This window comes from Vibrio sp. Scap24, from assembly GCF_013394185.1.
GTDB lineage: Bacteria > Pseudomonadota > Gammaproteobacteria > Enterobacterales > Vibrionaceae > Vibrio > Vibrio pomeroyi.
Genome location: NZ_CP041332.1, coordinates 1,795,709 through 1,809,847, shown reverse-complemented (window position 1 = coordinate 1,809,847; position 14,139 = coordinate 1,795,709). Strand labels below are relative to the sequence as shown.

Genomic DNA, 14,139 nt, shown 5'->3' with positions numbered 1-14,139 from the left:
GCTGTATATGTCTGATTTGACTACAATCGCACGCCCCTATGCTAAAGCAGCGTTTGACTTTGCGGTAGATAAAGGTGAGCTAGACCAATGGGGTCAGATGCTTACTTTTGCTGCCGAAGTGGCACAAAATGATGATGTTCATAATTTATTAAGCGGTTCTATGACTGCTGAAAAATTAGCTGAAGTATTCATTGTAATTTGTGGCGAACAATTTGATGAATTCGGTCAGAACTTAATTAAAGTGATGGCAGAGAATGGCCGCTTAATGGCTTTTCCTGATGTTTGCAAAGAGTTCTTTATACTCAAAAAAGAGTATGAGAAAGAGATCGACGTTGAAGTGACTTCAGCGGTTGAACTTTCTGAAGAACAACGCGCAGATATCAGCAGCAAATTGGAACAGCGCTTAGCGCGCAAAGTTCAGCTGAATTGCAGTATAGATGAGACTCTACTTAGTGGAGTTATTATTCGAGCCGGAGACCTAGTCATCGATAACTCAGCGCGCAGTCGTTTAGACCGCCTGAGCGATGCATTGCAGTCTTAATGGGGATTGGAGCATGCAACTTAATTCCACTGAAATTAGCGATCTAATTAAACAACGTATTGAATCTTTCGACGTTGTTAGTGAAGCTCGCAATGAAGGTACTATCGTTTCGGTAAGCGATGGCATCCTTAGCATTCACGGCCTAGCGGACGTGATGCAAGGTGAAATGATTGAACTACCGGGTGGCCGTTACGCGCTAGCACTTAACTTGAACCGTGATTCGGTTGGTGCTGTTGTAATGGGCCCATATGCTGACCTACAGGAAGGCATGAAAGTTACAGGTACTGGTCGTATTCTAGAAGTACCAGTAGGTCCAGAAATGCTTGGTCGTGTTGTAAACACACTAGGTGAGCCAATTGATGGTAAAGGTCCTATCGAAGCGAAACTAACTTCGCCTGTAGAAATTATCGCACCAGGTGTAATCGACCGTAAATCGGTAGATCAACCTGTTCAAACTGGTTACAAGTCAGTTGACTCAATGATCCCTATCGGTCGTGGTCAACGTGAACTAGTAATCGGTGACCGTCAGACTGGTAAAACAGCAATGGCGATCGATGCGATTATTAACCAAAAAGATTCTGGTATTTTCTCTATCTACGTAGCTATCGGCCAAAAAGCGTCGACTATTGCTAACGTAGTTCGCAAACTAGAAGAGCACGGCGCACTAGCAAACACTGTTGTTGTTGTTGCATCGGCTTCTGAATCTGCAGCGCTACAATACCTAGCGCCATACGCAGGTTGTGCGATGGGTGAATACTTCCGTGATCGCGGTGAAGATGCACTGATTGTTTATGATGATCTATCTAAACAAGCTGTAGCTTACCGTCAAATCTCGCTGCTACTTAAGCGTCCACCAGGTCGTGAAGCGTTCCCAGGTGACGTTTTCTACCTTCACTCTCGTCTACTAGAGCGTGCTGCTCGTGTAAGCGAAGTATACGTAGAGAAGTTCACTAACGGCGAAGTGAAAGGCAAGACTGGTTCTTTAACTGCTCTTCCTATCATCGAAACGCAAGCTGGTGACGTATCTGCATTCGTACCAACGAACGTAATCTCGATTACTGATGGTCAGATCTTCCTACAAACTGAGCTATTCAACGCGGGCGTACGTCCAGCTGTTGACCCAGGTATCTCAGTTTCTCGTGTAGGTGGTTCGGCGCAGACTAAAATCATCAAGAAGCTATCTGGCGGTATCCGTACTGCACTAGCTCAATACCGTGAACTTGCAGCATTTGCACAGTTCTCATCGGATCTTGATGAAGCGACTAAGAAGCAGCTAGACCACGGTCAAAAAGTTACAGAACTGATGAAGCAGAAGCAATACGCTCCTATGTCTGTATTTGACCAAGCTCTAGTAATCTTCGCTGCAGAGCGTGGATACCTTCAAGACGTTGAACTTTCTAAAGTTCTAGACTTTGAAGCTGCTTTACTGTCGTTTGCTCGTGGTCAATATGCCGATCTAGCAACACAGATCGACACAACGGGTGCTTTCAATAAAGAAATCGAAGCTGAGCTGAAGAAGCTTGTTGACGATTTCAAGGCAACCCAGACCTGGTAATTGGTGGGTGGTCTTAGGGCCACCTCATACCATTAACGGAGAGTAACGATGGCCGGCGCAAAAGAGATACGTAATAAAATCGGTAGTGTTAAAAGCACACAGAAGATTACGAAAGCAATGGAAATGGTAGCAGCTTCAAAAATGCGTCGTTCTCAAGACGCAATGGAAGCTACTCGTCCATATGCAGAAACAATGCGTAAAGTGATCGGTCATTTGGCTAATGGTAGCCTCGAGTATAAGCATCCTTATCTTGAGGAACGTGAAGCCAAACGTGTTGGTTACATCATCGTTTCTACAGACCGTGGTCTTTGTGGTGGTTTGAACATTAACTTGTTCAAGAAAGCCATGAACGACATGAAAGATTGGTCTGAGAAAGGTGCTGATGTGGAGCTTGCAATTGTAGGTTCTAAAGCAACAGCATTTTTCAACAACAGCGGCGCGAAAGTAGCAGCTCAAGTTTCTGGTCTGGGCGATCGCCCAAGCCTTGAAGACTTGATTGGCTCTGTAAGCGTTATGCTGAAGAAATATGATGAAGGCGAATTAGATCGCCTGTTCGTAGTGTTCAACAAGTTTGAAAACACTATGGTACAAGAACCAACGATCGATCAATTACTTCCTTTGCCTAAATCAGACAGCGAAGACATGAAACGCGATCATGCTTGGGACTACATTTATGAGCCTGAGCCAAAACCACTACTAGATGCACTACTGGTTCGCTACGTCGAATCTCAAGTATATCAAGGTGTGGTCGAGAACCTTGCTTGTGAGCAAGCGGCTCGAATGATTGCTATGAAATCAGCAACAGATAACGCTGGTGACATTATTGATGACTTAGAACTTGTGTACAACAAAGCGCGTCAAGCGGCGATTACACAAGAACTTTCTGAGATCGTTTCAGGCGCAGCTGCGGTTTAAGCTTAGGTAAAACTAAATAGTTAGAGGATTAACGATGGCTACAGGTAAGATCGTACAGATCATCGGTGCGGTAGTCGACGTAGAGTTCCCACAGGGTGAAGTACCTCGTGTATACGACGCTCTGAATGTTAATGAAGTACAAGAACGTCTAGTTCTTGAAGTTCAGCAACAACTTGGCGGTGGCGTAGTTCGCGCAATCGTAATGGGTAGCTCTGATGGTTTACGTCGTGGTTTGACAGTTGAAAATACTGGCGCTCCAATCTCAGTACCAGTAGGTACTAAGACATTGGGTCGTATCATGAACGTCCTAGGTGACGCGATTGATGAGTGTGGTGAAATTGGTGCTGAAGAGCATTACGCAATTCACCGTGAAGCTCCAAGCTACGAAGAGCAGTCTAACGAGACAGCTCTTCTAGAAACTGGTGTTAAAGTAATCGACTTGATTTGTCCATTCGCTAAGGGTGGTAAAATCGGTCTATTCGGTGGTGCTGGTGTAGGTAAGACCGTTAACATGATGGAACTTATCAACAACATCGCACTTCAACACTCAGGCCTATCTGTATTCGCAGGTGTAGGTGAGCGTACTCGTGAAGGTAACGATTTCTACTTTGAGATGCAGGAAGCTGGCGTTGTAAACGTTGAAAAACCTGAAGAATCAAAAGTAGCGATGGTTTACGGTCAGATGAACGAGCCACCAGGTAACCGTCTACGTGTTGCACTGACTGGTCTAACAATGGCAGAGCGCTTCCGTGACGAAGGTCGTGACGTTCTACTGTTCGTTGATAACATCTACCGTTACACACTAGCAGGTACTGAAGTATCAGCACTTCTAGGTCGTATGCCTTCTGCGGTAGGTTACCAACCTACGCTAGCTGAAGAAATGGGTGTTCTACAAGAGCGTATCACGTCAACTAAATCTGGTTCTATCACGTCTGTACAGGCGGTATACGTACCAGCGGATGACTTGACTGACCCGTCTCCAGCAACAACGTTCGCTCACTTAGATGCAACGGTTGTACTTAACCGTAATATCGCATCTATGGGTCTATACCCAGCGATCGACCCGCTAGATTCTACTTCACGTCAACTGGATCCATTGGTAGTTGGACAAGAGCACTACGACATCGCTCGTGGCGTTCAGTCTACTCTTCAGCGCTATAAAGAGCTGAAAGATATCATTGCTATCCTAGGTATGGATGAGCTATCTGAAGAAGATAAGCAAGTTGTATCTCGTGCTCGTAAGATTGAGAAGTTCCTAACTCAGCCTTACCACGTAGCGGAAGTATTTACAGGTGACCCAGGCGTTTACGTACCTCTTAAAGAGACTCTACGTGGCTTCCAAGGTCTTCTATCTGGTGAATACGATGACATTCCAGAGCAAGCGTTCATGTACTGTGGTGCAATTGACGAAGCTATTGAGAATGCTAAGAAGCTATAAGGCTAACTAGGAGGCGATATGGCAGCAATAACCTTTCACCTAGACGTTGTAAGTGCAGAGAAACAACTTTTCTCTGGTCTTGTTGAGACGTTTCAGGTGACCGGTAGTGAGGGTGAACTTGGTATTTTCCATGGTCACACTCCACTGCTGACCGCTATCAAGCCTGGTATGGTGCGTATTGTTAAGCAGCACGGCCACGAAGAAATCATTTATGTTTCTGGTGGTATGGTAGAAGTTCAGCCTGGTACAGCGACTGTACTGGCTGATACAGCTATCCGTGGTGAAGAACTAGACGCAGCAAAGGCGGAAGAAGCTAAGCGCAAGGCTGTGGAGAATATCCAAAATCAGCATGGCGACATAGACTTCGCACAAGCGGCCGGTGAACTGGCTAAAGCCATTGCTCAGTTACGAGTTATCGAACTGACAAAACAGCGTCGTTAATCTTTTATAAGATGACCGATTCTGAGATAAAGGCGACCTACGGGTCGCCTTTTTGCGTTTTTGGGATTCTTAAAAATGCTCCTTTTACATATCACTAACGGTTAAATGGTTATTACGATTTAATTTTTTGCCCAAAAACGGTTACAATATCGGCTTAATAAAAATAACGTTGGATAGGTTTACAATGAAGTTTAGCGCGGTAATTCTCGCGGCGGGCAAAGGCACTCGCATGTATTCAAATACACCAAAGGTTCTGCACACGCTTGCGGGTAAGCCGATGGTGAAACATGTTATCGATACCTGTAATGGTCTTGGCGCTCAAAATATCCACTTGGTTTACGGCCATGGTGGTGACCAGATGAAGGCCACCTTAGCTGAAGAATCTGTAAATTGGGCTCTGCAAGCTGAGCAGCTGGGTACTGGCCACGCGGTTGATCAGGCATCTGCGCACTTCGCTGATGATGAAAAGGTACTAGTACTGTACGGTGATGTGCCTCTTATCTCACCAGATACCATTGAAAACCTATTAGACGCTCAACCAAATGGTGGCATTGCGCTGCTAACGGTCGTGTTAGACAACCCAATGGGCTACGGTCGTATTATTCGTCGTAATGGTCCTGTAGTGGCTATCGTTGAGCAAAAAGATGCAACCGATGAGCAGAAGCTTATCAAAGAGATCAACACTGGCGTTATGGTAGCGACAGGTGGCGATCTTAAGCGTTGGTTATCTGGTCTAAGCAATGACAACGCACAAGGTGAATACTACCTGACTGACGTTATTGCAGCCGCTCACGACGAAGGTCGTGCGGTAGAGGCTGTACATCCTGTAAGCCCGATTGAAGTTGAAGGCGTTAACGACCGCTCTCAGCTGGCTCGTTTAGAGCGTGCTTACCAAGTTGAGCAAGCTGACAAGCTATTGAAGCAGGGCGTTATGCTACGCGATCCAAGTCGCTTTGACCTACGTGGTGAACTTCAGTGCGGTATGGATGTTGAGATTGATACTAACGTTATCATCGAAGGCTGCGTAAGCATTGGCGATAACGTGGTTATCGGGACAGGCTGTGTATTGAAAGACTGTGAGATTGATGACAACACCATCGTTCGTCCATACAGCGTAATTGAAGGTGCTACAGTGGGTGAAGACTGTACTGTTGGTCCTTTCACTCGTCTACGCCCGGGCGCGGATATGCGTAACAACTCGCACGTTGGTAACTTTGTAGAAGTGAAGAATACTCGCCTTGGTGAGGGTTCTAAAGCGAACCACCTAACATATTTGGGGGATGCTGAAATTGGTCAGCGCGTAAACGTTGGTGCGGGTGCGATTACTTGTAACTACGACGGTGCGAACAAGTTTAAGACCATCATTGGCGACGACGTATTTGTTGGTTCAGATAGCCAATTAATCGCTCCCGTTACCATTGGCAACGGCGCGACTGTTGGTGCTGGCTCTACGGTAACACGCGATGTTTCTGAGAATGAACTGGTTATCAGCCGTGCGAAAGAGCGCAAGATTGCAGATTGGCAGCGCCCGAAGAAGAAGTAATCTTCTCACATCTAAAGTTTGATTCTTGTGAAAGCCAGCAACTTACGTTGCTGGCTTTTTTGTCATCATTTACTGACAAAAAAATAATCTATTTCCTAATTGTATTTTGTAGGAAGATTGTTACTATTCGGGCAGTGGTTCTGTAAAATGGAAGTGAACATACCGTGAGACTCGTCGATAAAAAATGGCAGACCCTGCCAATCGTTATTTTATCTTTTTCAATGCTGGTGGGCTTATATGGCTTCTACATCACCCTGGAAAAGTTAGTGGTAGAGAACGAACGTAGCCACTTAGTGTCGTTGATGTCTGATGTCGTTTATGAAATACGTGAAGACAGTAGTTTGTTTACGGGCGGCGTGAATGTTGATGATTACATTGGCAACCTGACGCAAGCCAATACACGATTAAGAATTCAGGTCATTAACCTCGACGGTGTTGTGATTGGTGATACCGATTTGTCTGACCATGCACTCGCGGGTGTTGAAAACCACAGTGATCGCCCCGAGTTTCAACAAGCTCTGAAGAGCGGGCTTGGCAGTGATGTACGCTTTAGTACCGTTACCTCTGTCGATCGCATCTATTACTCCCACAAAGAAACGATAAACGATAACAGCTTCGTTATTGTCATCTCTTCTCCGATGCACCAACTTAAACAGATGAACTTCCAATTGATGGGCATTCTGATCGGGATGGTGGTGCTGAGTTTGAGCTTCTTAATCGGTACTTCTTATGTGAGTAACCGCCAGATTGTTCATAAAGTTGAAGAAGAACAGAAGAAACAAGACGAACGTATTCGCCAAAGAACCCATGAAATTGAACTGATGCACCGCTTAGCGAACATGCTTGCAGCGTGTAATAACATGGTCGAGGCACAGCAGATTGTTTCTGATATTTTGCCGCGAATCCTTGGTAACGTGAACGGCAGTGTCTCTCTGATGCGCGCATCGCGTAACCAGCTGATCACTCAGCTTGATTGGGGGGATACTTGGCCAGGAAGTGCGAGCTTTGCACCGGAAGAGTGTTGGTCTCTGCGCAAGGGGCGTGCTCATCAATCGAATGATGATTTCCACTCTCTAACCTGTGGTCACATGCATGAAATGGAAAACAACCAAACTCTTTGTATCCCATTAACTGCTCACGGTAACACCATAGGCATCATGCATCTGTACTTTGGTGTCGGTGATATCAAGATTGACCCGATTACCGAGCAATTGGCTTTCAGTGTTTCAGAGCATCTAGGCTTGGCATTGGCTAACTTGAGCCTACAAGAGAAGCTTCGCTCACAAGCATTAAGCGATCCACTTACAGGACTGTTCAACCGTCGCTTCTTCGAGCAAAAACTGGAAGAGCATTCGATGAATTCGGCCACCAGCGAACAACCATTATCGCTATTGATGCTCGATTTGGATCACTTCAAACGCTTCAATGACAACTTTGGTCATGATGCAGGTGATTTCGTGTTGAAAGAGATCAGTGCGCTACTTAAACAGAGTGTGAGTGAAGATGAGATCGCATGTCGATTGGGTGGTGAAGAGTTAGCTGTGTTGCTTCCGCATTACACCATGCAGCAAGCGACCGAGTTTGGTCAAACGCTGTGTGATGCTGTGCGTTCTATGCATCTTGAGCACAAAGGCCTATCGCTAGGGCAGCTTGGAGTTTCAATTGGTGTGGCGACATATCCTAAGCCAGCTTCTGATACCGAATCTCTGGTTAAGATGGCCGATAACGCGCTCTACATGGCCAAAGATATGGGTCGTAGCCGAGTGGTTAACTATGATGAATACAGCCGCCATAAAGCACCTGTGTTAGAAATGGTCGATGGGGAAGTCGCCGCTAAGTAAGTAGAAGTGAAATTTATATATAAAAAAGAGCGAGTAATCTCGCTCTTTTTTGTTTGCGCTAAACGAGGAACTAGTCTTGTTTCTCGTCTGCCACTACTCGAGAGTTATCTGGTGTTGCGAAATGCTCAGACAGCTCTTTGTTCGAAATAATGTAGCCAACCCACAACGCGCCCAAACAAATCACAACCGCGATACCCGTTGCACTCAGTGCTTGGCTCGCCATTGCCGCTACCAATGCACTTGATAGGCCACTGATGCTGATTTGTAGACTGTTCTGTAGGCCTGCCGCTGTTGCAGGGCTCTGTTTCGCGCTCGATAGGGCGCGATTTACTACGATTGGGTAAAGTGCGCCATTCGCTACTGCAATCAAACAGAAAGGTGCTAGTAGTGGCCAGATTGATGTTAGTTCCCACTGTGATGCGATGAAGATAAGCATCGCAGCTACGCTGAACAAACCGATAAGGTTTCTTAGTACAACGCCATCACCATACTTCTTCACTGCTTGCTTACCGAAGTAGCCACCTGCCATGAAAGCGATCGTTTGTGGGATAAAGCTTAAGCCGATGTCTTTTGCTTCATAACCTAGCTGAGCCATGATCTCTGGCATACCCGTTAGGTAAGCGAAGAATGCTGCTGAAGCTGATGCAAACATCAATACATTGCCCATGTAAGGCTTTGATTTAAGCAACATCTTGATGTCTGTCTTAATCGATGTTTGTTTTACTTCTGGCGCTTCTTTCGGTTGAGCCATCGTTGTTGCGACCAGCAGTGCACCCATCAGCGTTAACGTGATGAAGATACTGTGCCAGCCGAAGTTGTCTGCCAGTAGTACACCAAGTTGAGGTGCTAATGCTGGAGATAGGGCAACCAAAGGCATGATGGTTGCAAAAATTTGTTGGCTGCTGCTTTGAGAGTAACGCTTAATCACCATTGCTTGCCAAATTACCGCTGGAGCACATACACCGATCGCTTGAATGAAGCGTAGTGTTAGTAGGTGCCATACCTCGGTGCTGAATGCTAAGCCGAATGAAGCTGCAGTAAAGATAACAAGACCAACCGCTAGCGTATTGCGGTGACCGAATTTGTCACTCGCCAGACCCCAAAGAAGCTGGCCCATTGCCATACCACCAAGGAATACCGTTAGCGACAGCGCGATCTGCTCTGGACCGGTTGCGAAATCAATCTCCATCGCCTTAAATGCAGGAAGGTACATATCGGTCGCAATAAAACCAAGCATTGAAAGCACTGCAAGGTAGACCAATTGAAATTTAGAAATATTCATAAGATGCCATTAAGCTAAAAGTAGTGATGTATTTATCATCAAAAAAATTGTTTGATAGACAGAAGTTAAAGCCCCTGTTTATTTATGCTGACATTCTATTTTTCAGAACTGATAAAATAAAACGCTAAAATATGTGGTTATCAATCAAAAAATTTGAAGGCTTATGTTCTCTAAATCCTCTTTAGAAATGCTCGATACGGTTGCCCGCTTAGGTAGCTTTACTGCTGCTGCGGAGCAATTGCACAAAGTGCCCTCGGCGATCAGCTATGGTGTTAGGCAGGTTGAGCAAGAATTGGATGTTTTACTTTTCAGACGTTTACCTAGAAAGGTAGAGCTAACGCCTGCAGGTGAACTGTTCATTGAAGAGGCGCGTGCTCTGCTCAGACAAATGGAAGAGGTTAGCGCACAGACGCGACGAGCTGCTCGTGGCTGGAAGAAAACCTTGCGTCTCACGCTCGATAACGTGGTGAAGCTCGACAAGATGAAGCCGATGATTGAAGAGTTCTATCAAACGTTTGAGTTTGCCGAACTTCAGATCAACATGGAGGTGTTCAACGGCTCATGGGAAGCGATTGCACAGGGCAGGGCGGACATCGTGATTGGTGCAACCTCTGCGATTCCAGTGGGTGGTGACTTTGAGGTGAAAGACATGGGACGCTTAGATTGGGCGTTTGTGATGTCGCCAAGTCATCCGTGTGTGCGAGAGCAAAATCTCAATGAAGAGTTCGTGAGTCAGTTTCCTGCAATCTGTTTAGATGATACCTCTAGTGTGCTGCCTAAACGCCACACTGGCCACTATGGCAACCAAAGGCGCTTATTGTTGCCTAACTGGTACAGTGCGATTGAGTGCCTCAAGAACGGTGTTGGAGTGGGTTACATGCCAAGGCATATTGCTGCGCCTATTATTGAACAAGGTTTGCTAGTGGAAAAAATCTTGCCAGAACCAAGCCCGCAGAGTCATTGCTGTTTGGTCTGGCGAAAAGATGACAACCATAAGTTGATCGAATGGATGGTGAAGTACCTAGGATCAAGTGAACAACTTCATCAAGATTGGTTGGATCATCGCAAGGCGATCTAATGATCTATTTGAAAGGGAGCTTTTGGGTGTTGGCCTGAATGGGCACCAAAAAAGAGCGAGTAAAAACTCGCTCTTTTTGTTTCGATTGTTTAGCTCTTACGACAAGAAGAACTTGTAAGAAGGGTTATTGGTTTCATCTTTACATTGATAACCAAGCTCTCTTAGGTGGGTAGAGAACTGGGCCAAATCATCATCGCCAAGTTCGAAGCCACATAACACTCGACCATAATCGGCACCGTGGTTACGATAGTTGAACAGGCTGATGTTCCAGTGGGTACCTAAGGTATCAAGGAACTTAATCAAGGCACCTGGGTATTCCGGAAACTCAAAGCTGTATAGGCGTTCTTTCAATGGTTTTGATGGTTTGCCGCCAATCATATAGCGAATGTGCAGTTTTGCCATCTCATCATCAGAAAGGTCGACGACTGGATAGCCACCCTCACGTAGGTCATTGATGATGTGCTCAAGCTCTTCTTGACCACCTTGCAGACGTACACCAACGAAGATATTCGCTAGGCTTTCGTCATTGTGGCGGTAGTTAAACTCCGTCACCGCTCGGCCGCCAATAATATTGCAGAACTCTAGGAACGCACCTTGTCGCTCAGGGATAGTCACCGCAAGCAAACCTTCGCGTTTCTCACCTAGTTCACAACGTTCAGACACATAGCGCAGACCGTGGAAGTTGGTGTTAGCACCAGACAGTACCGTCGCCAGTTGCTTGCCTTGCAGTTGGTTCTGCTCAGCAAACTTTTTCAAGCCAGCCAGAGCAAGCGCTCCCGAAGGTTCAGCAATCGCACGAGTATCTTCAAAGATGTCTTTCACCGCCGAGCAGATCTCATCGCTAGACACGGCAATGTGACCATCGATGTACTGCTGGCATAGGCGGAACGTCTCTTCACCAATGCGCTTAACCGCAACGCCATCGGCAAACATACTGACTTGATCAAGAACCACTGGTTCACCGGCATCCAGTGCCGCTTTCAAGCAAGATGAGTCTTCTGGTTCAACCGCGATGACTTTGATTTCTGGCATCAGCTGTTTAACCAGCACAGCAACACCGGCAGCTAAGCCACCACCACCAACAGGCACAAAGATGTAATCCATGTGACCATTTTGCTGAAGCATCTCCATACCCATGGTGCCTTGACCAGCGATCACCAATGGGTGATCGAATGGAGGCACAAAGGTGTAGCCGTGCTCAGCTGAAAGACGTTCTGCTTCAGCTTTAGCTTCATCAAAGTTACTGCCGTGCAGAACCACGTTGCCGCCAAAGCCACGTACTGCATCAACCTTGATGTCTGGAGTGGTTTTTGGCATTACAATCGTGGTTTGAATACCAAGTTTAGAACCGGACAGCGCCATACCTTGAGCATGGTTACCCGCCGATGCAGCAATCACACCGGCAGCTTTCTGTTGCTCTGAAAGGCTTGATACCATGTTGTAGGCACCACGTAGCTTGAACGAGTGGACCGGTTGACGGTCTTCACGCTTTAGCTGAACCTGATTACCAATACGAGCACTTAAGCGAGGCATCTCTTGCAGAGGCGTCACGATTGCCGCTTCGTAAACTGGTGCTCTCAGGATCTGACGCAGGTAATCTGCGCCAGTTTGTTTTACGGGACTGACCGTGTCATCACTCATAGACTAGCCCTCTAGCTTAGACTTATCACGCACGGCGCCTTTGTCGGCACTGGTTGCCATGCTTGCGTAAGCTTTCAGTGCGAACGACACTTCACGCTGACGGTTTTCTGGTTTCCAGCCTAGTGCATCTTGCTTAACACGACGCGCTTCAAGTTCAGCTTCAGGCACATCAAGTGTGATAGAACGGCTAGGGATGTCGATAGTGATGATGTCGCCAGTGTTTACTAGACCAATCACACCGCCACTTGCTGCTTCTGGAGAAGCGTGACCGATAGACAGACCCGAAGTACCACCAGAGAAACGACCATCTGTTAGTAGTGCACAAGACTTGCCTAGACCCATTGATTTTAGGTAAGTGGTTGGGTAAAGCATCTCTTGCATGCCCGGACCACCCTTAGGACCTTCGTAACGAATCACAACCACTTCGCCCGCTTTTACTTGGCCGCCTAAGATGCCATCAACAGCACTATCTTGGCTTTCAAATACGATAGCTGGGCCTTGGAATTTCAGGTTTTCTTCATCAACGCCTGCTGTCTTAACGATACAGCCATCAACGGCGATGTTGCCCGAAAGAACTGCTAGGCCGCCTTCTTGGCTGAATGCGTTCTCTTTGGTGCGGATACAACCTTCTTTGCGGTCGTCATCAAGACGATCCCAACGGCAATCTTGTGAGAATGCTTTGGTAGTACGAATGCCTGCAGGACCAGCACGGAAGAACTTAAGCACTGCTTCGTCTTCTGTCTGCATGATGTCGTATTGAGCTAGTTGCTCTTGCATGCTTAGACCAAGTACTGTGCGAGTCTGGTTGTTCAGTAGGCCTGCACGATCTAGTTCACCTAGGATAGCCATTACACCACCAGCGCGGTGAACGTCTTCCATGTGGTACTTAGGCGTTGAAGGCGCAACCTTACATAGGTGTGGAACGCGGCGAGACATCTCGTCGATATCACCCATATCAAAATCAATCTCACCTTCTTGAGCAGAAGCCAATAGGTGGAGAACGGTGTTACTAGAACCGCCCATCGCGATATCCAGCGCCATCGCGTTTTCAAATGCTGCGCGGTTTGCGATGTTACGAGGCAGTGCTGATTCGTCATCTTGCTCGTAGTAACGCTTGGTGAGATCAACGATGCGCTTACCAGCATTGATGAATAGCTCTTCACGGTCAGCGTGCGTTGCTAGCATAGAGCCGTTACCTGGCTGAGACAGGCCAAGCGCTTCAGTTAGACAGTTCATTGAGTTAGCCGTGAACATGCCTGAACAAGAGCCACATGTCGGACACGCAGAACGTTCTACTTGCTCACTCTGCTCATCTGAAATCGTTGGATCGGCACCTTGAATCATTGCGTCAACAAGGTCTAGCTTGATGATCTGATCTGAAAGCTTAGTTTTACCCGCCTCCATTGGGCCGCCAGAAACAAAGATCACTGGGATGTTTAGGCGCATAGCAGCCATCATCATTCCTGGAGTGATTTTGTCACAGTTAGAGATACACACCATCGCATCCGCACAGTGCGCATTCACCATGTACTCTACTGAGTCTGCGATCAGCTCACGTGATGGCAGTGAGTACAGCATGCCACCGTGACCCATTGCGATACCATCATCCACTGCGATGGTGTTGAATTCTTTAGCGATACCGCCCGCTTTCTCGATTTCACCTGCAACCAATTGACCCATGTCTTTAAGGTGAACGTGGCCTGGTACGAATTGGGTGAAAGAGTTTACAACCGCGATGATTGGCTTACCGAAGTCATCATCTTTAACGCCAGTTGCACGCCATAAAGCGCGCGCACCAGCCATGTTGCGTCCGTGGGTAGTTGTTGCTGAACGATAGATTGGCATTGCTTAAATCCTTATAAAT

11 protein-coding genes are annotated in these 14,139 nt (G+C 46.8%); 8 read left to right on the top strand and 3 right to left on the bottom strand.

Features of this window, described 5'->3' with window-relative positions:
- Nucleotides 1-7: 7 nt before the first annotated feature.
- The 7 genes from atpH (at nt 8) to FLM53_RS07910 (ending at nt 8,274) form a co-directional block, all read left to right on the top strand.
- Nucleotides 8-541 carry a F0F1 ATP synthase subunit delta gene (atpH, locus tag FLM53_RS07940; RefSeq protein ID WP_017632648.1) on the top strand — a complete coding sequence of 178 codons (534 nt, stop codon included), beginning with the start codon at nt 8-10 and terminating at the stop codon, nt 539-541.
- 13 nt (nt 542-554) lie between these two features.
- Nucleotides 555-2,096 carry a F0F1 ATP synthase subunit alpha gene (gene atpA, locus FLM53_RS07935; RefSeq protein WP_017632647.1) on the top strand — a complete coding sequence of 514 codons (1,542 nt, stop codon included), beginning with the start codon at nt 555-557 and terminating at the stop codon, nt 2,094-2,096.
- Nucleotides 2,097-2,144: 48 nt separating this feature from the next.
- A complete protein-coding gene (gene atpG / locus FLM53_RS07930; RefSeq protein WP_017058793.1) occupies nt 2,145-3,011 on the top strand; it encodes a F0F1 ATP synthase subunit gamma in 867 nt (288 codons plus the stop codon).
- Between the two features lie 34 nt (nt 3,012-3,045).
- Nucleotides 3,046-4,449: a F0F1 ATP synthase subunit beta gene (gene atpD, locus FLM53_RS07925; RefSeq protein WP_019825544.1), complete on the top strand. Its 1,404-nt coding sequence runs from the start codon at nt 3,046-3,048 to the stop codon at nt 4,447-4,449.
- A gap of 18 nt (nt 4,450-4,467) precedes the next feature.
- Nucleotides 4,468-4,890 (top strand): F0F1 ATP synthase subunit epsilon, encoded by a 423-nt coding sequence (locus FLM53_RS07920; protein WP_017107532.1) that lies wholly within the window; start codon nt 4,468-4,470, stop codon nt 4,888-4,890.
- A gap of 184 nt (nt 4,891-5,074) precedes the next feature.
- Nucleotides 5,075-6,433: a bifunctional UDP-N-acetylglucosamine diphosphorylase/glucosamine-1-phosphate N-acetyltransferase GlmU gene (glmU, locus tag FLM53_RS07915; RefSeq protein ID WP_176680649.1), complete on the top strand. Its 1,359-nt coding sequence runs from the start codon at nt 5,075-5,077 to the stop codon at nt 6,431-6,433.
- Between the two features lie 221 nt (nt 6,434-6,654).
- Nucleotides 6,655-8,274 carry a diguanylate cyclase gene (locus FLM53_RS07910; protein ID WP_176680933.1) on the top strand — a complete coding sequence of 540 codons (1,620 nt, stop codon included), beginning with the start codon at nt 6,655-6,657 and terminating at the stop codon, nt 8,272-8,274.
- A gap of 70 nt (nt 8,275-8,344) precedes the next feature.
- On the opposite strand, the gene punC is transcribed toward FLM53_RS07910, so the two are convergent.
- Complete coding sequence (gene punC, locus FLM53_RS07905) at nt 8,345-9,556, bottom strand: purine nucleoside transporter PunC (RefSeq protein WP_176680648.1); 1,212 nt, start codon at nt 9,554-9,556, stop codon at nt 8,345-8,347.
- A 163-nt stretch (nt 9,557-9,719) separates the two neighbouring features.
- Between punC and punR the strand changes: the two genes are divergently transcribed.
- Nucleotides 9,720-10,634: a DNA-binding transcriptional activator PunR gene (gene punR / locus FLM53_RS07900; RefSeq protein WP_048657821.1), complete on the top strand. Its 915-nt coding sequence runs from the start codon at nt 9,720-9,722 to the stop codon at nt 10,632-10,634.
- 96 nt (nt 10,635-10,730) lie between these two features.
- Here the strand turns inward: punR and ilvA are convergent, their stop codons facing one another.
- Nucleotides 10,731-12,275: a threonine ammonia-lyase, biosynthetic gene (gene ilvA / locus FLM53_RS07895; protein WP_176680647.1), complete on the bottom strand. Its 1,545-nt coding sequence runs from the start codon at nt 12,273-12,275 to the stop codon at nt 10,731-10,733.
- A gap of 3 nt (nt 12,276-12,278) precedes the next feature.
- The gene (gene ilvD / locus FLM53_RS07890; protein ID WP_176680646.1) at nt 12,279-14,120 is read right to left on the bottom strand and encodes a dihydroxy-acid dehydratase; all 1,842 of its coding nucleotides are present in this window, start codon (nt 14,118-14,120) and stop codon (nt 12,279-12,281) included.
- Nucleotides 14,121-14,139 lie beyond the last annotated feature (19 nt).

Excerpts from the sequence above, each read along its gene's own strand:
- atpH (WP_017632648.1), top strand. The coding sequence starts at position 8 with ATGTCTGATTTGACTACAATCGCACGCCCCTATGCTAAAGCAGCGTTT.
- atpA (WP_017632647.1), top strand. The coding sequence starts at position 555 with ATGCAACTTAATTCCACTGAAATTAGCGATCTAATTAAACAACGTATT.
- atpG (WP_017058793.1), top strand. The coding sequence starts at position 2,145 with ATGGCCGGCGCAAAAGAGATACGTAATAAAATCGGTAGTGTTAAAAGC.
- atpD (WP_019825544.1), top strand. The coding sequence starts at position 3,046 with ATGGCTACAGGTAAGATCGTACAGATCATCGGTGCGGTAGTCGACGTA.
- FLM53_RS07920 (WP_017107532.1), top strand. The coding sequence starts at position 4,468 with ATGGCAGCAATAACCTTTCACCTAGACGTTGTAAGTGCAGAGAAACAA.
- glmU (WP_176680649.1), top strand. The coding sequence starts at position 5,075 with ATGAAGTTTAGCGCGGTAATTCTCGCGGCGGGCAAAGGCACTCGCATG.
- FLM53_RS07910 (WP_176680933.1), top strand. The coding sequence starts at position 6,655 with ATGCTGGTGGGCTTATATGGCTTCTACATCACCCTGGAAAAGTTAGTG.
- punC (WP_176680648.1), bottom strand. The coding sequence starts at position 9,556 with ATGAATATTTCTAAATTTCAATTGGTCTACCTTGCAGTGCTTTCAATG.
- punR (WP_048657821.1), top strand. The coding sequence starts at position 9,720 with ATGTTCTCTAAATCCTCTTTAGAAATGCTCGATACGGTTGCCCGCTTA.
- ilvA (WP_176680647.1), bottom strand. The coding sequence starts at position 12,275 with ATGAGTGATGACACGGTCAGTCCCGTAAAACAAACTGGCGCAGATTAC.
- ilvD (WP_176680646.1), bottom strand. The coding sequence starts at position 14,120 with ATGCCAATCTATCGTTCAGCAACAACTACCCACGGACGCAACATGGCT.